Annotated in this window: 16 protein-coding genes and 1 pseudogene; 4 read left to right on the top strand and 13 right to left on the bottom strand. The window is 35.2% G+C overall.

Translation table 11 applies throughout. From position 1 onward, the window contains the following. Positions 1-410 precede the first annotated feature (410 nt). Positions 411-746: a MurL C-terminal domain-containing protein gene (locus FFR48_RS06435; protein ID WP_503827304.1), complete on the top strand. Its 336-nt coding sequence runs from the start codon at positions 411-413 to the stop codon at positions 744-746. A gap of 94 nt (positions 747-840) precedes the next feature. Then, positions 841-1,164: a nucleotidyltransferase domain-containing protein gene (locus tag FFR48_RS06430; RefSeq protein ID WP_137666766.1), complete on the top strand. Its 324-nt coding sequence runs from the start codon at positions 841-843 to the stop codon at positions 1,162-1,164. Positions 1,165-1,172: 8 nt separating this feature from the next. Here FFR48_RS06430 and FFR48_RS30795 read toward each other — a convergent pair. The 10 genes and pseudogenes from FFR48_RS30795 to FFR48_RS06380 all read right to left on the bottom strand — a co-directional run bounded on the left by FFR48_RS30795 (position 1,173) and on the right by FFR48_RS06380 (position 11,423). After that, positions 1,173-1,661, bottom strand: a pseudogene (locus FFR48_RS30795) (PIN domain-containing protein). Further along, positions 1,658-1,903: a UPF0175 family protein gene (locus tag FFR48_RS06420; protein ID WP_137666765.1), complete on the bottom strand. Its 246-nt coding sequence runs from the start codon at positions 1,901-1,903 to the stop codon at positions 1,658-1,660. Before FFR48_RS06420 ends, FFR48_RS30795 begins: the two are co-directional and overlap by 4 nt. A 70-nt stretch (positions 1,904-1,973) precedes the next feature. Next, positions 1,974-3,488, bottom strand: coding sequence for a glycine betaine ABC transporter substrate-binding protein (locus tag FFR48_RS06415; protein ID WP_137666764.1), 1,515 nt, complete (start codon positions 3,486-3,488; stop codon positions 1,974-1,976). A 103-nt stretch (positions 3,489-3,591) separates the two neighbouring features. Continuing rightward, complete coding sequence (locus FFR48_RS06410; protein WP_137666763.1) at positions 3,592-4,359, bottom strand: ATP-binding cassette domain-containing protein; 768 nt, start codon at positions 4,357-4,359, stop codon at positions 3,592-3,594. 154 nt (positions 4,360-4,513) lie between these two features. Further along, the gene (locus FFR48_RS06405) at positions 4,514-4,894 is read right to left on the bottom strand and encodes a DUF423 domain-containing protein (protein ID WP_137666762.1); all 381 of its coding nucleotides are present in this window, start codon (positions 4,892-4,894) and stop codon (positions 4,514-4,516) included. Positions 4,895-4,925: 31 nt separating this feature from the next. After that, positions 4,926-5,402, bottom strand: a complete 477-nt coding sequence (locus FFR48_RS06400; RefSeq protein ID WP_137666761.1) for a hypothetical protein — start codon at positions 5,400-5,402, stop codon at positions 4,926-4,928. 189 nt (positions 5,403-5,591) lie between these two features. Continuing rightward, positions 5,592-6,275 carry a magnesium protoporphyrin IX methyltransferase gene (gene bchM / locus FFR48_RS06395; RefSeq protein WP_096567375.1) on the bottom strand — a complete coding sequence of 228 codons (684 nt, stop codon included), beginning with the start codon at positions 6,273-6,275 and terminating at the stop codon, positions 5,592-5,594. A 176-nt stretch (positions 6,276-6,451) separates the two neighbouring features. After that, a complete protein-coding gene (locus FFR48_RS06390; protein ID WP_137666760.1) occupies positions 6,452-7,282 on the bottom strand; it encodes a metallophosphoesterase in 831 nt (276 codons plus the stop codon). A 325-nt stretch (positions 7,283-7,607) separates the two neighbouring features. Then, entirely contained in the window at positions 7,608-9,029 is a 1,422-nt protein-coding gene (locus tag FFR48_RS06385) for an FAD-dependent oxidoreductase (protein WP_137666759.1), read from the bottom strand. Positions 9,030-9,248: 219 nt separating this feature from the next. Further along, on the bottom strand, positions 9,249-11,423 hold the full coding sequence (locus FFR48_RS06380) for a DEAD/DEAH box helicase (RefSeq protein WP_137666758.1): 2,175 nt from the start codon (positions 11,421-11,423) through the stop codon (positions 9,249-9,251). A gap of 134 nt (positions 11,424-11,557) precedes the next feature. Here FFR48_RS06380 and FFR48_RS06375 point away from each other — a divergent pair, with 134 nt between their 5' ends. Beyond that, complete coding sequence (locus FFR48_RS06375) at positions 11,558-12,955, top strand: serine/threonine protein kinase (RefSeq protein WP_137666757.1); 1,398 nt, start codon at positions 11,558-11,560, stop codon at positions 12,953-12,955. A gap of 174 nt (positions 12,956-13,129) precedes the next feature. On the opposite strand, the gene FFR48_RS06370 is transcribed toward FFR48_RS06375, so the two are convergent. The 3 genes from FFR48_RS06370 to FFR48_RS06360 form a co-directional block, all read right to left on the bottom strand. Continuing rightward, positions 13,130-14,455, bottom strand: a complete 1,326-nt coding sequence (locus tag FFR48_RS06370; RefSeq protein WP_137666756.1) for an ATP-binding protein — start codon at positions 14,453-14,455, stop codon at positions 13,130-13,132. Positions 14,456-14,615: 160 nt separating this feature from the next. After that, positions 14,616-15,902 (bottom strand): tellurite resistance TerB C-terminal domain-containing protein, encoded by a 1,287-nt coding sequence (locus FFR48_RS06365; RefSeq protein ID WP_236104007.1) that lies wholly within the window; start codon positions 15,900-15,902, stop codon positions 14,616-14,618. 222 nt (positions 15,903-16,124) lie between these two features. Then, positions 16,125-17,453, bottom strand: a complete 1,329-nt coding sequence (locus FFR48_RS06360; protein WP_201277583.1) for an ATP-binding protein — start codon at positions 17,451-17,453, stop codon at positions 16,125-16,127. 77 nt (positions 17,454-17,530) lie between these two features. Between FFR48_RS06360 and FFR48_RS06355 the strand changes: the two genes are divergently transcribed. Further along, positions 17,531-17,839: a TMEM14 family protein gene (locus tag FFR48_RS06355; protein ID WP_096567388.1), complete on the top strand. Its 309-nt coding sequence runs from the start codon at positions 17,531-17,533 to the stop codon at positions 17,837-17,839. The last annotated feature ends 605 nt before the right edge of the window (positions 17,840-18,444 follow it).

Below are 18,444 nucleotides of genomic sequence, written 5' to 3'. Positions count from 1 at the left end.
CACTTTCCACTACTTTCTTTTAATTTGTTTTGTTTTTTATTCATCCCCTTGATTTCACTCATCCTTGCACGATACGGGCTATATTATCTATGTCTTTGTTCATAGTTTTTACCCCAGGCGACTGTTCGAGTTCTGTCATGGAGATTGTTGTGGTGATCCTTGCTACGAAGCGGTCTTTTCTGACCAAGGTTGGGACGGTCTACCACTTCCTCTAACATACCTCTAAGATACAAGGTTGGGTTAAGCGATAGCGCAACCCAACAAAAACCTATTAATCTATCAATGTTGGGTTTCCTAACGTCAACCCAACCTACTTTTCTGAACAATAACTTTAATTATGAAAATATCACTTATTAAAATTGACGAATTGAAAATTCATGAACTATTGCCGAATATCTTGAACCTGCGGTATTAGATTTATTTGTACAAATGTATGTATAGTTAATCAAGTTTTCAAAAACAACTTATTTGATGATTTAGACTTACTTCCTACTTTCCGAGAAATGGTAGGTTTAGGTGAACATACACCATTTGAATGTATCGGAGAAATTGAAGAAAGTCGGTTGTATATGAAAAGATGTGTAGAAAGAGGTTTAACAGGTAAAGCTTTGGATATGTTCACTGAAGAAATTTTATCAAATTCGGGCATTAATTGGCAGGAAATAGAACAGAAATATAATTCGGTTTATAGCACAGAACACGCTATTCCTGATTGGATATTTGAGAAAATCAAGGAACAGTTGTAATTGACGATATTGGACTATGCTAATTCTTTTTTGTTGATATAATAAAATTGCGAGTTCAGTTTTAAGCATATAACTATAAGGGATGATTTCAGTCATGAACAAATCACAGCTTAATCTGATATTGCAAGAAGTTAAACGAGCTTTGCAAAATCTTTATCAAGATCAATTATCAGCGATAATACTATATGGTTCTCAAGCGAGAGAAGAAGCTAAAGAATTTTCTGATATTGATATTTTGATAGTTCTCAAATCAGAAATTAACCCCTATCACGAAATTGATAGAACCAGTCAGATAATATCTGAAATTTGCCTAAATCATGATGTGGTTATTTCCCGTCATTTTATATCTTCTGCAAAATTTGAAAAGGAAAATACTCCCTTTAATTATAATGTCAAAAAAGAGGGTATTTTTCTATGAAGAATGTATTAATATTCACTAGCAGTTGTTAAAATATGATTGTAGAGTTTGGGACTAATTCTAAATCCTGCTATATTTATTAAATCATCCACTATGGGTTTAATATTGTTAATTAATCCCCTGTGTTTAACGATTAAGAGAACTCCTAAAATTCCTGTGACTTTTAATCCTAAACGAGAAGCTACAACTCTACCCTTATAGTCATCTATAATTATTCTATCAGCTTTTATTTCCATCGCTAATGCTATTGCCTCAGCTTCACCAGGATCAATTTCTGTTTTTAATTCTGCAACTAATGTAGAATTGCTCACGGGTTGAACTTGAATCCATGCTAGGGTTTTAACTTCCTTTGTTCCTGGAACTTCATAACTTCAATTTGACATTTCGTCATAAACAGCTTGAGGGATAATAATAGTATCATAGATTTTTTCCAATATATCTATTCTCTGAATAGCTGCTAGGTTGGTAATAGGTGAAGTATTGCTGACAACAATCATAATTCACCTAATTCTTTCAATGTTCTGATATCATCCTCAAAATCTTCAACACCATAATTAATGCAAATTCCCCGACTTGCCATTTCTTTTTGAAATTGAATTAAGTGCATTCCTGCTAAATGGCGAGCTTGACCTATGCTAATTCTTTTTTGTTGATATAATAAAATTGCTAGTTCAACTTTAATATCATCCGTTGAGATTTGAGCAGATTCAAGAATTTCATCAGGTATAGTAATATTCATACTCTGCTATCTTGTTTCAAACACTTACTGATAATGGTAACACAAAATTCATATTATTTCTCATTATTTCTCATATTTTTTTAGATTTTAACCACTCCTTTACCACCTCTTCCACAGGTTGAGATTGATTATCAACTTGATAATTCATCTGCTGTATTTCTGCTGTAGAAATTTTACCCGCTAATTTATTAATAGTTTCTACTAACTCTGGATATTTTTCAAGAATTTCTTGATTGAAAACAGGTACTGCTTCATAAGGTGGAAAGTATTTTTTATCATCTGCTAAAATCACTAAATTTAAAACTGGAATTAAACCATCTGTAGAATTTGCGGCTATGAAATCAACTTGTTTTTCCTTTAAAGCTTGATACATTAAACCTAATTCCATTTGTTTAATATTAGCAAATTTTAAACCATAAGTTTTAGATAAACCAGGATAACCGTCAGCACGTTCTAAAAATTCATAACCAAAACCTGCTTGCATTTGGGGAGTATATTTAGCAATTTCTGAAAGGGTTTTAACTTGCCATTTTTTTGCATCTTCAGCACGAATAAGCATCGCATAGGTATTTTCAAAACCTAAAGGTTGCATGACGGTTAAATTATATTTTTCTTGATATGCTTTTTTAGTTCTTTCATAAACAACTTGCGGATCTGTAATGTTTTTTTCTTTTAAAACTGCGGTAAACGCAGTACCTGTATATTCTACATAACCCGCTATTTTTCCAGCTTTTACTGCTTCATGGGCAATAAATGTACCACCTAAATTAAACTTTCTATCTACTTTTAAATTAGTATTGTTTTCTATTGTTTGTGCTAATATTTCACCTAAAATTACTTGTTCAGTAAAGTTTTTTGAACCAATAGTGATTGTCGCTGATGTTTGCTGAGAGTTAAATACAAATAATCCAGATATAATAAAGACAATTATTCCTAAAATCACAGCTATTTTTGGTTTACTTCCTTGTTGCTTAGTGAAGGTTTTTTCTAAAAAACCTAATCCAAAATCTGCACCTAAAGCAATTAAAGCTGCGGGTATTGCACCTGCTAAAATCAATTCATTATTAACTGTAGAAATACCCCTAAAAATAAAGATTCCCAAACCACCACCACCAATAGCAGCAGCAATAGTGGCAATTCCTACAGATATAACAGTAGCAACTCTTACACCTGCTAAAATAACTCCTAAAGCTAAAGGAATTTCTACTTGAAATAATAATTCTCTATCTGTCATTCCTATACCTATGCCCGCTTCTTTAATGGCGGGATCAATGCCATTAATACCAATATAAGTATTACGAATTATGGGTAATAAGGCGTAAAGAGTTAAGGCAACAACAGCCGGATTTTTACCGATTCCTCCTAAAAAGGGAACGGAAATTAAAAAACCAAATATGGCTAAACTGGGAATAGTTTGGATAGCGTTTGCTAAACCCAAAATGGGAGGTGCAAGTTTTGGTTTACGGGTAATAAAAATACCCAAAGGAATACCAATAGAAATGGCCACTATCATGGCTATAGCTACTAATATTAAATGTTCGCCACTGCGGAGGATAATTTCTGAAGCATATTTAAATAAAAACATGATTTTTGATTGTTATATATTTTTAATTGATGTATCTGAAGTATTAATTCAGAGTTAATAAAGCGTTTAAATTCAACCTTACTCCCCACTCCTGACTCCTTTCTTAATTAAGTTCTTCCCAATGTTTTAAAGCATTCAAACAAGATAAAAAAGCCTGTGCTTCAGGATGCTGGGATTTAATAAATTCTCTTCTCGTTCCTAAAGCAACTAAATTTCCTTCATACATTAAACCAATTCTGGAGGCTAAAAAGAAAGCTTCTTGAATATCATGGGTGACAAATATCACGGTTTTTCCTAATTGTTGTTGTAAATATTGAAACTGTTGTTGTAATTCTAAACGAGTAATAGGATCTAACGCCCCAAAAGGTTCATCCATTAATAGTATAGGTGGATCTGCGGCTAAAGCCCTAGCAACTCCTACTCTTTGACGTTGGCCTCCTGATAGTTGATGGGGATAACGTTGGGCAAATTTTGTAGGTTCTAAACCTACTAATTCTAACATTTCATGGACTCTTGTTTGAATTTTATTTGCTGACCATTTTTCTAAAGATGGTACAATTCCCACATTTTCAGCTACGGTAAAATGGGGAAATAAACCTGTTTCTTGAATAACGTAACCTATTTTTCTTCTCAGTTTAATTACATTCCATTGGGTAGTGGATTTTGATTGTACTAAAACCTGTCCTTGGGTGGGTGTCAGTAAATGATTGATTAATTTTAAAGTTGTAGTTTTACCACTGCCACTACGCCCTAATAAAATTAATGCTTCTCCTTGATAAATGCTAAGATTTAGGTTAGATAATAAGAGACGGTGATTAATTTCAAAACTGACATTTTTAAATTCAACTGCTAATTCTTTTGTTGGCGACATAAGAGTGTAATAAAACAATCAAAGGTGATCATGAATAATGGAATATTTTAAATGCAATATTTTAGGAGTCAGTAGGGGTTTAGAATTTCTAAACCCTTACAGGTATCAGGATAAATAGTCCCTACAGCCTATTATCTCTGATAACTGATAAATATCAAAATTTGATAGTTGCAGCAGTAATAGCTAAAGCAGCCCAACCAGCCATTAATGAAACTCCTCCTAATGGTGCGATCGCTCCCAGTGATTTTATACCAGAAAATGTGATAGCATACAAGCTGCCAGAAAAAATCACCACACCAATAATAAATAACCAGCCACTAGCTAACAGAGTTGTAGGTGGAGTTTCAAAGCGACTGATGAGGATAGCCACTAACAACAATGCCAGGGCATGATACATTTGATAACGTGCGCCAGTGTCGAAAATTTCCAACATTCTTTCACTGACTTTTTCCCGCAAAGCATGAGCGCCAAACGCACCAGCAGCTACAGATAAACCACCGAAAATAGCGCCTACAGTCAAAAAAATATGCGTCATTATAACCTAGCTGTAAATGAGCAAAGTGACATTAAACATCAAAGTGATATGATACCCCTCCTTCTTCATTGACTTGAAAATTAGCATTAAATTCTTTAGCTTTTTGGTCTAAATATTCTTTAGCTTCTGCGGCTGGTAACTGTGACTGCATGGCAAAACTTAACAATGTGATTTTGCCATTATTCGCTTGTAATATTTGATAAAATTGGGATTGTAACCGCTCATGATTTTGTTGAGTAATCGCTTTTTTATTTTGTCGGCTTTCCTTATATAGTCCTAATGCTAACCAACCACCTAATATCAAACTAGGAACACCAAAAATAATACCCCCTACTATAGTGTCATTATTCTCATAATCGGGATTTTGCCAATCATACTCATCTTGAGTAGGTATATTTATTGATTTTTCTGCTGTCAGTTTTTCAATTCCTGCGGTTACTGATATCGTTAAAAACATGAATCCGAGTGTAAGCAGCCAACCAGCAGCCAATTTTTCCGCCGTTTTCATAGTTTTACTTCTGAGTTAGACTTTGCTTGCGATTTTAACCTTACTTGCTTTTATGTTCCACTAATATTATCTCGTTCCCAGTCTCCCACTGGGAATGCGATGAAGAGGCTCTGCCTCTGATTTAATCGCAGCCAGAGTCTGCTAAAATTCATTCCCATACAGAGTATGGGAACGAGAAACAAGGAATTTTTACCTTGTAGCTTCTAACAAGCGGGAAAAATAGAAACGGGTTCTAGTCATGGCTTTTCTTTGTATTTTAAAGCCATTTTTCTCCAGAATTTTCACTACATCTGCTTCACGGTGTAAATAAGCACGAGTTGTTTTACTTGGTCCTGGGAAGAAAGTACCTATTTTTTTGAGGATAGACAGAAAAAAGGTTTTTGGGGCAAAACTAATCATGATGCGTGATTGTGCTAAAGAACACAAGTGAGAAATCATTTCATCTGCTTTTTCTTGGGGGTAATGAATCAGCACATCCAAACAAATAACTGTGTGATAATTGCCACTTAACGATTCTAAGTCTTGTACTGTAAAATCAGGATTAACTGTATTTTTTAAAGCTAATGCAGCCCTATCCTGTGCTTCTGAGACCATTTTGGCGGAAATATCACTGGCGTAAACTTTAGCACCTTCAGTAGCCAGGGGAATACTGAGACTACCAACACCACACCCAGCATCGCAGATGGTTAACTGGGATAAATTGTTATCATCTTTTAACCAGCCGATGACGGTATCTACGGTTTGTTGATGTCCAGTACGGATATCTAGCTGTACTTTGTTGACCTCACCATCTCCATAGATGCGTCTCCAACGGTCAAAACCTGTAGAGTTGAAGTATTCGCGGACTATTGTTTTATCGTCGGCTGCGTTCATGACCTTAATTTTTGACAGTTAACAATTCTTAAAATTATAATAAAATAATGTCAGAATTTAGAAGTCAGGAGTCAGAATTTTTGATAAATTGATAGATTATCAAATAGTGATTTTTGGCTTAACCTCTCAAACATTGACTGCTGAAAGCTGATAGATATTTTATTATCTGCCAATTTTTATTTACTTTGTAAAGTAATGATAGTCACTTCTGGCGGACAAAATAAACGTCCTGGTAAATAAGTACCTAAACCGCGATTAATATATAGTTGATTTTTGCCTATTTTATGGAAACCTTGTGACCATTCCCAATGATTACATACAGGGTGTTTTTTTCTGAAAAATGGCAGGAAATTTTGTAATATTTTGGGTGTTATTCTGAGAATTTTATGTTGAATCATTAAGACAGGACCCAACCCAGGAATAACGATTTGTCCGCCGTGAGTATGACCAGATAATTGCAAATCTACGCGCCATTTTTGCAATATTTCTGCTGTATCTGGGTTATGGGATAAAACTATGCAAGGTGTATCAGGATCTAGTTGGTTCATCACTGGTGTAGGATTAAATTCTTTTGAGTAAAAATCTGCTAGTCCTACAATTGGTAATTCTTTTCCTAATGGATAGGAAATTTGATTCCAAAGAACATGAATACCTATATTTGTGAATGTGGTTGTAACTTCAGTTTGGGAATTTTTATAATATAAATCGTGGTTTCCCAGTACGGCATAAATACCATGACGACTTTGCAATTTTTTCAGGTATTTTGCTAGTTGATCAAGGGTTGCGGTGCTGGTGGTGATGAAGTCGCCGGTTAATAAAATTAAGTCGGGTTTTACTTGGTTAGCGATGGCGATCGCCTGACTTAACATTTTATCTGATAACCGTACACCATCATAGTGAAAATCTGACATTTGCACCAGTTTTTTACCTTGTAATGATGCAGGTAAACCCGCAATTTTTACCGTTAATTTTTCTGTCGTCAACGGTCCAGATAATAATCTGTGCATAATGATTTTGATGATTTTAAATAGTGTTATTTATAAGTTAACTGAAAACTTTCGGGTTGTTTGTAGGAATAAGATAACTTTTAGAAAATTTTACAAAATTTGTGTGTTTTTACGTGTTTTTACTTAAACTTTTTAAACATAACTTTAGTTTTTTTCAAATCCCTGAGTTTTTTAAGAGGATGTTTAAAAAGTAGTAAAGTTTACAGAATTAGGGCGGGCAAGACTTGTACTGAGCTTGTCGTTCGCGTAGCGTGGCGTTAGCCATAGTATGCCGACCCCACAAAAGCTAATGCCAACCCTAACAAAGCGGATAAATTCTGAAAACCTACTCTAAAACAGCAGGTAGAGATTTGGTTAAATTCTCCCCATGACTCAAATTTTCCCCTTGAACGTGGGAAGTTAACACCTGTTTCAAAACCTGCATGAAAATTCTGGGATGGAAAAATGCCCTGGGAGGTTTGATCATGTTGATTACTTCTAAAAACAACTGATGAACTTCGCCACTTTTGCTTTGTAAAACCAGCACTTGTTCTAAATATTTTTGCATCATTTTATTAATTAAACTGGGTTTTCCTCCCTCGGTGGTAGACCAACGGAAATCTTCACCTGTAGCAATCATCCAAGGTATACTAATTACCTTGTTAAGTTGTTTTTGAAACCGTCGAGATAGACCAGTTAAATTTTCTTGCTTACTTAAACATTCATCCAGAGTTACAGCACCTAAAGCAGCGGTAGTCATACCTTGACCGTAAACAGGATTGAAGCTACAAACAGCATCACCGACTACTACTAAATTTTCTGGGAATCTAGACAGTTTTTCATAATGACGCAGACAGTTTTCTGTGCGTTTATAGGCGTAAATTGGTGAAATTGGTTGAGCGTTTTTGATGGTTTCGTAAATAATAGGCGATCGCAAACTGCGAGCAAATTCCAAAAAACCACCCTCATCCGTAGGTGGATAATCTCGACCTATACCCACCAGTGTCACAATCCACCGATTACCTTCAACTTTATAAATCACACCCCCACGAGTACCTGGTGGTTGTGCTGTTATATACACTGATTGCCAATCTATTTGCAAATCTGATGGAATTTGATACCAGCGACTAGCGTAGCCTAAAAAAGAATTAACAATTGTTTCCTGGGTTGGTTCATAGCCCATTTCTTGCAACCAGTGAGGTGTGCGCGAAGTTCGTCCAGTTGCATCTACCACTAAATCCGCAAATATCTCTATTTCCGGTTCATTACCAGTGCGTATCCGTACACCAGTAACCTGAGTTTTGTCCGCGTTTGATAAAAAGCTAGTTACCTGTGTACCTAACCTCAATTTCACACGATCATTTGCCACCAAACGCTGGCGGATAATCCACTCTAGCAAATTCCGGCTACAGGTGTGGGTAGCTAAATGAGAGTGAAAACGGGGACACCATCCGCTAGAACCCAACCAAGGAACATCTGCTGTCCAATTTACAAAAGGTGTACCTGACTCTGCTAATTCAGCAAGTATACCAGGAAACAATTGTTCTAAAATCTGTTGCCCCCGTATCAGTAGGGCATGAACATGAAAAGATTGGGGAACACCAGGGCGTTTTTCTGGTTGTGCAGTTGACCCTAGCAAGTCCTTTTCTACAATTATTACACGGTCAAAATACCAAGTCAGCACCTGAGCCGCCAACATTCCGGCGATGCTTCCCCCAATCACAACAGCAGTTTTTTCTGTAGATGTGGAATTATTTGAATACATCATTTCAAAATAGACTGAGTTAAAACAAATTTATGTTACATATCAGAATTTTATCAAAATTTTGTGGTTTGGGCATGGTTCGACATAGTTCGACTCCGCACTTCGACTTACTTCGACTACGCTCAGTACAAGTCGCTCAGTACAAGCTCACTAACCGCTGAGTACAAGTCTTGCCCGCCCTAAATATACAACTTAAATGATCCAATTTTTGCTGATCTAAAATCACCATTTTAAAACCTCTTTCCTCATCTCCTCTATATCCAAATAATCCTTAACAAAGGCTTTACGCAACAACTCATCAGGAATAAACTGATCATATTTTTGTAATTTCGGTGCTTCTGCATGACTCACTAAATGTTCTGCTGTAATTCTTTGCTCACATAAACCAACTATTTCTGAATAAACAGCAGAAAACTTATCCTTACCCACTTTCAAAGTCAAATAATAAGGATTTATCCCACCAATACTACTAATCTCTAAAGATTCTCGACAAAAACAATTTAATAATCTTTCTAAAGTCCGATAACCTACCGTACCCATCCAAGGAAAGATGCAGCATTTATTTTTTTCTAATTGTATAATATTCTGTTTATCTAATCCCACCTTGCGCGTTAATTTCCTCACTTCCTGCAAACGCAATTGAGCATTTTTTTGTAAATAACTATATTCTGTATCTTCTAACAAAACCTGACGCATTCTTTGTAAAATTCTCCCATGAATATTCCCACTTCCACCACGCCAATAGATATTATCTTTACCATTAGCCTTACCTTCAACTTGTTTAACCAAAATCACCTGCTTTTTAAAATCAACTTCTAACACTTGCCAACTCTTACCAGCTAACCCAAATTGATTACCCACAGCAGGAGGTGTAGCAATACTACCTATTTCTGTTGTCCCTTGTTTCACAGTATATTCTTGATAGTCAGCAAACACAGCATAAAACTGAAATTTATTAACTACTTTTTCCCCTGCTAAACCAATAATTAATTTACCAGTTTCCGTTTTTTGAATGTGATTAATATCAATTAAATAACGAAGTAAGGTTTTATAATTATCTTGGGAAATATTAGCAAAAGGTGATAAATTCAAAATTTGTTGAGCTAAAGCAGCAGGTGAAATTGCTCCCGTTGCTGCTAAAATACTCATAGTTTGATGATAAAGTAAACTAAAAGGATATTTAATTGGTGTAATTGGTTCTATCCAACGTTCTTCTAAATAAAGTTGAATAATAGCGATACACTGTAAAAGTTGCCAGGGAATTTGATCTGGTAAAAAAGCTTCTGATAATGGTTTTTCTTCTGCACAAATAAAACGCATATCCGCAGTTTCTCCCCTTCTCCCACTGCGTCCCAATCTTTGTAAAAAACTTGCAACAGATAAAGGTGATTCTAATTGAATAACTCTTTCTAAATAACCGATATCTATCCCTAATTCTAAAGTTAAAGTTGCTGCTGTCACTGCAGGAGTATTAGCTTCTCGCATAGCATTTTCCGCAGTTTGTCGTAAGCTGGCAGAAATACTACCATGATGGACATGATATATATCTGGAAACCCTGCGGTTTGTGCTATGTTCCGCAAAGAAGAAATAACAGATTCTGTTTGATTCCGGTTATTAGCAAAAATTAAACATTTACGAGATTTGGTAAGGTTAAAAATATATTTTTCATAATCAGATTCATCAATATCTTCATTAATAAAAAAATGTTCTAAAGCTAGTTTTACTTGCCGCTTTCCTGCTTCAACATTTGGAGTAATTACTGGTTTATCTGTTCCTGAAATTAACCATTGTTCCGCTACTGAATAATCACCAAGAGTTGCGGATAAACCAATGCGTCTAGGTTTAATTTTGGTAAATTTGGCTAATCTTTGTAATTGACAAAGAATTTGACAACCTCTTTCTGAACCCATAAATGCGTGAATTTCATCAATAATAATAAAACGTAAATCAGCAAATAATCTGCTTAATTCCTGATGTTTATTGATTAATAAACTTTCTAAAGATTCCGGTGTAATTTGCAGAATGCCTTGGGGATTTTTAAAAAGTTTGTTTTTGCGACTTTGAGATACATCACCATGCCAAGAATATACAGGAATATCTGCGGTTTTTAATAAGTCATTGAGGCGTTGGAATTGGTCATTAATTAAAGCTTTGATAGGACTAATATACAATACACGTATAGTAGTAGATGGTTTTTCCTGTAGTAAAGTTAAAATAGGTAAAAACGCCGCTTCTGTTTTTCCCGCAGCAGTGGCAGCAGCAACCAGCAAATGAGCATCAGTTTGAAATATAACTTCACAAGCCGCAATTTGTACTGGTCTTAATTCTGTCCAATTGTGAAGATAAATATATTCTTGGATAAAGGGAGCAAGTCTAGAAAATGTGCTGTTACTCATAGATAGCAGGATATTCACAGAATGTTGTATACAGAATTTTGTGTTTTATATTAGTTGCTGACTTCAGTAAGCTTACAGTAAGCTAGTAACAAGAAGTCAAGTGATCAATTTAATGAAGTTGTAAAATTAGGAAAATGATAAATCAAGATGCAGGTGATATTACCAAAGAGACGTTATTAGAACGCTACGAAGTCCAGCAACAACTAGGTAAAAAAGCAGGAAGGAGGACACTGTTAACTCGTGACTTACAAACCCAAGAACTGGTAGTAGTGAAATTACTAACATTTGATGATGATTTTCAATGGCACGATTTAAAGTTATTTGAGCGGGAAGCAGAAACCCTCAAATCACTTTCTCATTCTGCTATTCCTCAATATTTAGATTATTTTGAATTAGACACACCAAACTACAAAGGATTTGCACTGGTACAAAGTTATATTCCTGCTGAATCTTTGGAAATGCAACTGAAAGCAGGACGCAGTTTTAGTGAAAAAGAAGTTAAACAATTAGCAACTGCATTGCTAGAAATTCTCAAATATTTACACAGTCAGCAACCACCAGTAATTCATCGTGATATTAAACCGAGCAATATATTATTAACAAATCGCTCTGGTAATAGTGTTGGTGATGTTTATTTAGTTGATTTTGGTTCAGTGCAAACTATTGTTAGAAGTAATAGTACCATGACTGTTGTGGGTAGTTATGGATATATGCCACCTGAACAATTTAGTGGTAAAGCTAGTCCTGCTTCTGACTTGTATGGTTTGGGTGCAACTTTAATTTATTTAGTTACAGGTCAACATCCAGCAGATTTACCGCAACAAGATTTAGTCATTAAATTTGAAGAAGCTGCAAATATTAGTCGTGATTTTAGTAATTGGTTGCGGAGAATGACACAACCGATGTTGAGTAAACGTTTTACTTCTGCGGATCAAGCTTTACAAGCTCTACAAGTACCTATTAATAAAATTCCTGCTCCAGTAAGGACATCTAATTTGATTTTAGAAAAGCCTTTTGGTAGTCAGGTGATGTTAAATAAAAATGCTGAGTTTATAGAAATTCTCATTCCCCCCAAATCAGGAATGTCTAAGGTAGGGGTGATGTTTGTTTGGTATTTTACGACCGTTTTACCGCTTTCTATTGTTTTTTCCATTTTTTCACCTATATTTGGTATCCTTTCACCTTTGCTACCTACACTTAATATATTCCTATTGATTTTTATCGTTCTACTGTCTTTATTTGGCAAAAAAAGACTGTATATCAATAAACGAGAAATTTCTTTATGTTATGACTTATTTGGTATGAGGCGCTATCATCCTCTTCCCAGTCACAGAAAGAATATTATTCGTTTGGAGCGTGGTAGTATATATTATAATCTTGCTCCTCATCCCTGTTTAATTATCTGGGCGGGGCTGACAAAGTATGAAATTAATACCAGTCAAAATAATATGTTTTCTGTTAGTACCATAGAATTAGATTGGTTAGCACAAGAACTTAGTGAATGGCTTGGTTTACCAATTACAAAAGAGTAAGTTATCAATTGATAATTGATAATTGACAATTGACAATTGTTTCATTCAAGGTTTAAAACCTGTAAGCATTCAGCTAACACCTATGGCTTGCGTGAAGACGTAGGAGTCATACGGTAAGTTACGCTAACAGTAGTCAGCTTTGTAACAGTCACACCATCGAAAAAAACGAAATAATCATAAACTAAATTCGGCAGCATCATCATCTAAATAGCTATCTTTACCTGCTACCGTAAGTTGAAAATTATCACCGTGAATTAATTCAGAGAATTTAATTTCTGGGTTTTGATAAAGAACATTTAACACACTAATAAAATCCCGAATTATTTCCCCTGGTGTTAATAAAGCTTCTGCACCTAAGCGAGTCACAATTTCTTGGACAAATTCTTTTAAATCTGTCTCTTTTAATCTTGGTTCATAACCAAAATTTAAGGCATGAATTTCTGTTAATCTTTGCAAAAGTGTAAGTATCTCTGTTTCTGTTAAGGGGTGCAGACGCATCACAGGCCCGATGTATTCTTGTACATTAGCTTGGGTAACAAATCGGCTTTCTTTGGTTCGTCTGCGCCAAGCTGGATCGGCAAAAAGTCCCCGGTTTGGGTCTTCTAAAAATTGAGTAGTTCCACCAATGAAAATCCCCAGATTTTCGGCTTTACATTGCATGGTATCGTTAAACATTCCCAAGAGTCTATTATAGTTCTTTTCACGAGTAACTGTAGTAGATATTTGATATAAATTTACTGCTTCATCTATTAAAATTAACAGTCCTTTATAGCCGATTTCTGCAACGAATTTAGCTAATAATTTCATATAATCATACCAAGTTTCATCATCAATAATGACACGCACTCCTAAAGCTGCTCTAGCTTCAGTTTTGGTGTTAAATTCTCCTCTTAACCAGCGTAGGGAGGCGTTTTTTAATTCTTCATCATCTAAGCGATAACTGCGCCAATAAGCAATAATGACACTACCAAAATCAAAGCCATGAACTAAGTCTTCAATATAATGAATTACTTCCCGAATTTTGTTTTCTAATTGGTCATCAAAACCTACATCATTGGGACGCATTCCTGTTTCTTTGGCTACTTCTTGCTGAATTTTATTAATCCATCCTTCTAAAATGGAAATTAAAGCACCACCATCAGGACGGGTTTTTGTAGCTAAACGACTCATTAATTCTCGATAGGTTGCTAAACCTTCATTGTTGCTTCCTCCTAGTCTTCTTCCAGAGGATAAATCAACATCAGCAACTACAAATCCTTGCTCCATTGCATGGTTACGAATCATCTGTAGCATGAAGCTTTTTCCTGAACCGTAATTACCAATTATAAACCGAAATGCAGCTACACCTTCTGCTATATCATTGAGATTTTGTAAGAGGCTATTTAGTTCTTTTTCTCTACCTACGGCTATATGTTCAATTCCGGTTCTGGGAACTACTCCTGCACCCAGGGAATTGATTAAAGCTGTGGATACTTTTTTTGATATTTTCTGTTTGCTCATGTAGTTTGTATTAGTGTTTGTTATTAATTGATTTTTCCTTGAAAGCATAATATATTATATCATAAAAGTACAATTTTTTCTATTCAATCAATGGTTAAAATTAGTTTGGTTAAAATTAGTTTGGTTAAAATTAGTTTATAAATGAGGGCTATTTATTTCTCTAATCTTCATGAATTACTATAATTTTTTGGACATTGAGCAGATGTTCTGGGTAAATTTCCGGTTTGTCTTCTGCTGTTTCAATAATTAATTCACCAATAGTATTTTTGGCGATTTCATTGATAGCATCAATTAATAAATTAGGCATGGTGATTTGTGCCTCGGCAATTTGTTTAATAATAGCTTGGGGATTATCTTGTTCGATTATGGCTTTTAATACCTGAATTTGATGGGTTGGCATTTGTTCTAAAAAATTCCTCCATTCTGAAGGTAGCTTTTCTTCTATAGGTTCTAGTAATTCATCAAAGGGAAATAATTCAACTTCATTTTCCTGGGTATTATCAGATAATGGTTCTTGATTGAGGTTTTCTATGTTTTGCAGTAGTTCCCAAACTTGGTTTTGTAATAAGTCTCGCTCATCTTGTAATAAGGAAATTTGATTGTGTAATTGGCTAATTTCTGCCTGTTGTGCTTGTTTTTGATTTTGTAAATTTTTCAGTTTATTTTCTAGATTTTCTTGGGCGTTAATTGTCTCTTTTAATAAGTTATTTTTAGTGAAGACTTTGCTTTCTAAGTCTTGGATTTCTATTCTGAGTTCATAGAGTTTTTCTTCTAGTTGGGGTTTGAGTCTATTGGAGAGAATCAGGTGATTTTCGATTTCTTCTTTTTCTTGCTTAAATGCTTCTATTTGGGCTTGTAATTGGGTTATTTCTGAACGGGATACGTTACAATTTAGCTCTAAACGGCGTTTTTCTGCTGCTAGTTCAGAACAAGATTTTTTGAGTTCTATTGTGCTGCCTTCTAATTTGTCTATGGCATTTTTTATACTATTAATTTCTAGCTCCAAATGCTTTTTTTGTCCAGCAAAATTACCTATTTCTCGATGTAAATTATCTCTTTGATTACGAGATTCTGCGATTTGATTTTGTAGTTGCTGTGATTCTGTATAGAGAAGAATTTTATGTTGTTGTACTTGTTCTAATTCTCTGGCAATGCGATATTTTAAGCCTTCCAATTCTCTAATTTTTCTATAGAGAGAACTTAAAACCATCAGTTCATAATTTCTGCGTCTTTTATCCACAAATAAGGCGGCTGAATAGGTGGCAAGTACGGTAATGATTCCAGTAACTAAGGCTTGAGTAAAATCCCAGTTGGGAACAAGACTTAAACCAAAACTTACACTAAAGGCTGATACCCCTAAAATCACTTTATTGCTTACTATTCCTGATTGCATTTTGCTGGTTTTTAGCTTATTAATCTGGTGAGAATCAGTAGTTATTAAGGTCATTATTGTTCACATTTTATTGAAAGTCAGGGTGTGTTACAGCAGGAGTCAGTGGTTCGGCTTCGCTCACCAACCGGAGTCAGGAGTAAAACTAGCTTAGTGTATAGGTTTCAATTTAGATTCTGTACCTCATGGATCTGCAATCTGCTGTATTTAAAAATTTAATAGTATAGCTGTCGCTAAGTTAAGAGTTTTAAAAGCTGACTGCTGATTGCTGTAAATTAATTACAGTCTATTTTTATTATTACCATACACAGCTAAATCTGCTTTTAAGAAGTCAATAAACTGCCGTGCTGTGCGGCCAGAACGGCCATTATGACGAGTTGCCCATTGTAAAGCTTGAAATTCTAAATCTTCGGGTTTAAGATTAATGCCTGTTTGTACTGCTAAATGCTGAACAATGTGTAAATATGTTTTTTGATCTGCGGCTTCAAAGGTTAATGTTAAACCAAAGCGATCGCTAAAGGAAAGCTTTTCCTGCATTGTATCCCAAGCATGGACTTCTTCGTTATCCTTGGGGGTAGGTCTATCACTAAAATACTCTCTAATCAAGTGCCGACGGTTGGATGTAGCATAAACAATTACATTTTCTGGTCTAGCGGTTAAGCTGCCTTCTAAAACTACTTTTAGTGCTTTAAAAGCATCATCATCTTCCTCGAAGGAAAGATCATCGACAAAGATAATAAATTTTTGCGGCACTCCTCGTAAATGTTCAACAATTTTTGGTAAGTTTTGTAATTCTGATTTTGCCACTTCGATTAAGCGCAGGTTTTTGTCGCTATATTCGTTTAATAAAGATTTTACTAAAGATGACTTACCAGAACCGCGACTACCGTATAGTAATACGTGCAGTGCTGGTTGTCCTGACAATAAAAACAGGGTATTTTTTAACAAAGCATCTTTTTGCCAATCGTAACCTACTAATGTATCTAGTTTAACTGGATCAGGATAGAGTATACCTAAAAACTGCCCATCTTGCCACCTAAAAGCGCGATATTGGGCAAATAAACCAGTGCCATGCTGTTGATAATAAGCGGCTAAGTCTTCAACAGCATCAGCCCAAGTATCTAATTGCTGTAAAGTGCTGATTAAATCAGTATCAACTTCTACTGCTTGGGGTTCTTGATACCAGACGACTGGGGAAACTGGCAAATGAGATACCACTTGCACCCACTCACTTAAAACAGCACTATTACATTGATATAAATTTTGTAAGGCTTGTAAATCATGCTGGGCTGCTGCAATTAAGGCTGGTGGTAAATCAGTAAATTCTCGCTGTTGAGCTAGTCTGGTAAAGGGGTTATCCGCAATGAGAATTTGTTTAATTAAGTATTCTTCCCAGGTTTGTTTACTGGCTGCCAAAGCTTGAAAATAATTACCGTAAGCTTGGAGACAGTCGCGCCCATCTGCGTCAGTGTAACGTATAGCTTGCAGCAGATCAAGAAATGCGATCGCTACTTCGCCTTTAAGAACTGATTGGTAAATTAAAAGAGACGCTGCTTGGCGTTGGAAGAATTGAACTTTGGTGTAAGACGAAGTATTTACGGTAGACATTCCTTGATCATCCATCAATTAACTGTATTTGTCTGCTCAATCTAAAAGTAAAATCCAAATCAACACAGGCTGTAACAATGAATTTAGGTATAGTTGCCGCTTTTGGCTACGGCATTTTAGCATTATTAGGTGGAATCATTGGCTACATCCAAGCCAAGAGCAAAGTTTCCTTAATTAGTGGTATAATTAGTGGCTTATTCATTATCTTTGCTGCTTACTGCCAACTTCAAGGACAAAGCTGGGGTTTAAGTGTAGCAGCTTTTGTTATTGGTGTGTTAGTATTTTTCTTTTCCATTAGATTGGCTAAAACACGGAAATTTATGCCTGGGGGATTGATGATTATTTTTGGGATCGTGACATTAGTAGTCATATTGAATCAAATTTAACGAAGGCAGGAGGCAGGAGGCAGGAGGCAGGAGTCAGGAGTGAAACTGGCGAATGTGTCTAGGTTTCAATTTTGATTCTGTACCTCGTTGATATGCAATCTGCTGTATCAGTAAAGATAAAAGTTAGTGAGTAAATTTGGTCTTTACAGGCGAATTTTCGCCCAGATGACCACAAATACTGTTAAATTTGAAACATACTGTTCCTAGTAAGTCTGATTTTAGTACAATTATATTATAAATAAAGGCGTGATTTTTATGACACATTGAGGGTATGGATAAAAAAAATCCTTGAGAGCAAAGGATATGAACTAGCAATTATTAAATTGTTAGTAAAAATTACGATTAACAAGATTTAAACAAAGAACTCTATATATACTAGAGTTAGTATTATCAATAGTGTAAAGATTTTATGGTATCTTCAGTATACTTTAAAGGAAAAATAAAGGTAAATTTGCCATATTGGCAGGTTTTCCTGAAATAAATAGGATATTACTAGATAGTAGCAATCTTTATTAATGTTTGCGCTATTGTAGCTATCTACCTAATCCTAAGCAGAGGAAATCAAGGCATACCTAAGTAATTCTTTCAGCAATTTAAGCAACTAG

The sequence above is a fragment of the Sphaerospermopsis reniformis genome (assembly GCF_005402885.1).
Taxonomy (GTDB): Bacteria; Cyanobacteriota; Cyanobacteriia; order Cyanobacteriales; family Nostocaceae; genus Sphaerospermopsis; species Sphaerospermopsis kisseleviana.
The sequence above is the reverse complement of the archived record's forward strand: the minus strand, read 5'-3'. Positions and strand labels throughout refer to the sequence as shown.

What these genes read in the sequence shown, in the direction of transcription:
- FFR48_RS06430 (WP_137666766.1), top strand. Translation starts at nt 841, where the DNA reads ATGAACAAATCACAGCTTAATCTGATATTGCAAGAAGTTAAACGAGCT.
- FFR48_RS06420 (WP_137666765.1), bottom strand. Translation starts at nt 1,903, where the DNA reads ATGAATATTACTATACCTGATGAAATTCTTGAATCTGCTCAAATCTCA.
- FFR48_RS06415 (WP_137666764.1), bottom strand. Translation starts at nt 3,488, where the DNA reads ATGTTTTTATTTAAATATGCTTCAGAAATTATCCTCCGCAGTGGCGAA.
- FFR48_RS06410 (WP_137666763.1), bottom strand. Translation starts at nt 4,359, where the DNA reads ATGTCGCCAACAAAAGAATTAGCAGTTGAATTTAAAAATGTCAGTTTT.
- FFR48_RS06405 (WP_137666762.1), bottom strand. Translation starts at nt 4,894, where the DNA reads ATGACGCATATTTTTTTGACTGTAGGCGCTATTTTCGGTGGTTTATCT.
- FFR48_RS06400 (WP_137666761.1), bottom strand. Translation starts at nt 5,402, where the DNA reads ATGAAAACGGCGGAAAAATTGGCTGCTGGTTGGCTGCTTACACTCGGA.
- bchM (WP_096567375.1), bottom strand. Translation starts at nt 6,275, where the DNA reads ATGAACGCAGCCGACGATAAAACAATAGTCCGCGAATACTTCAACTCT.
- FFR48_RS06390 (WP_137666760.1), bottom strand. Translation starts at nt 7,282, where the DNA reads ATGCACAGATTATTATCTGGACCGTTGACGACAGAAAAATTAACGGTA.
- FFR48_RS06385 (WP_137666759.1), bottom strand. Translation starts at nt 9,029, where the DNA reads ATGATGTATTCAAATAATTCCACATCTACAGAAAAAACTGCTGTTGTG.
- FFR48_RS06380 (WP_137666758.1), bottom strand. Translation starts at nt 11,423, where the DNA reads ATGAGTAACAGCACATTTTCTAGACTTGCTCCCTTTATCCAAGAATAT.
- FFR48_RS06375 (WP_137666757.1), top strand. Translation starts at nt 11,558, where the DNA reads ATGATAAATCAAGATGCAGGTGATATTACCAAAGAGACGTTATTAGAA.
- FFR48_RS06370 (WP_137666756.1), bottom strand. Translation starts at nt 14,455, where the DNA reads ATGAGCAAACAGAAAATATCAAAAAAAGTATCCACAGCTTTAATCAAT.
- FFR48_RS06365 (WP_236104007.1), bottom strand. Translation starts at nt 15,902, where the DNA reads ATGACCTTAATAACTACTGATTCTCACCAGATTAATAAGCTAAAAACC.
- FFR48_RS06360 (WP_201277583.1), bottom strand. Translation starts at nt 17,453, where the DNA reads ATGTCTACCGTAAATACTTCGTCTTACACCAAAGTTCAATTCTTCCAA.
- FFR48_RS06355 (WP_096567388.1), top strand. Translation starts at nt 17,531, where the DNA reads ATGAATTTAGGTATAGTTGCCGCTTTTGGCTACGGCATTTTAGCATTA.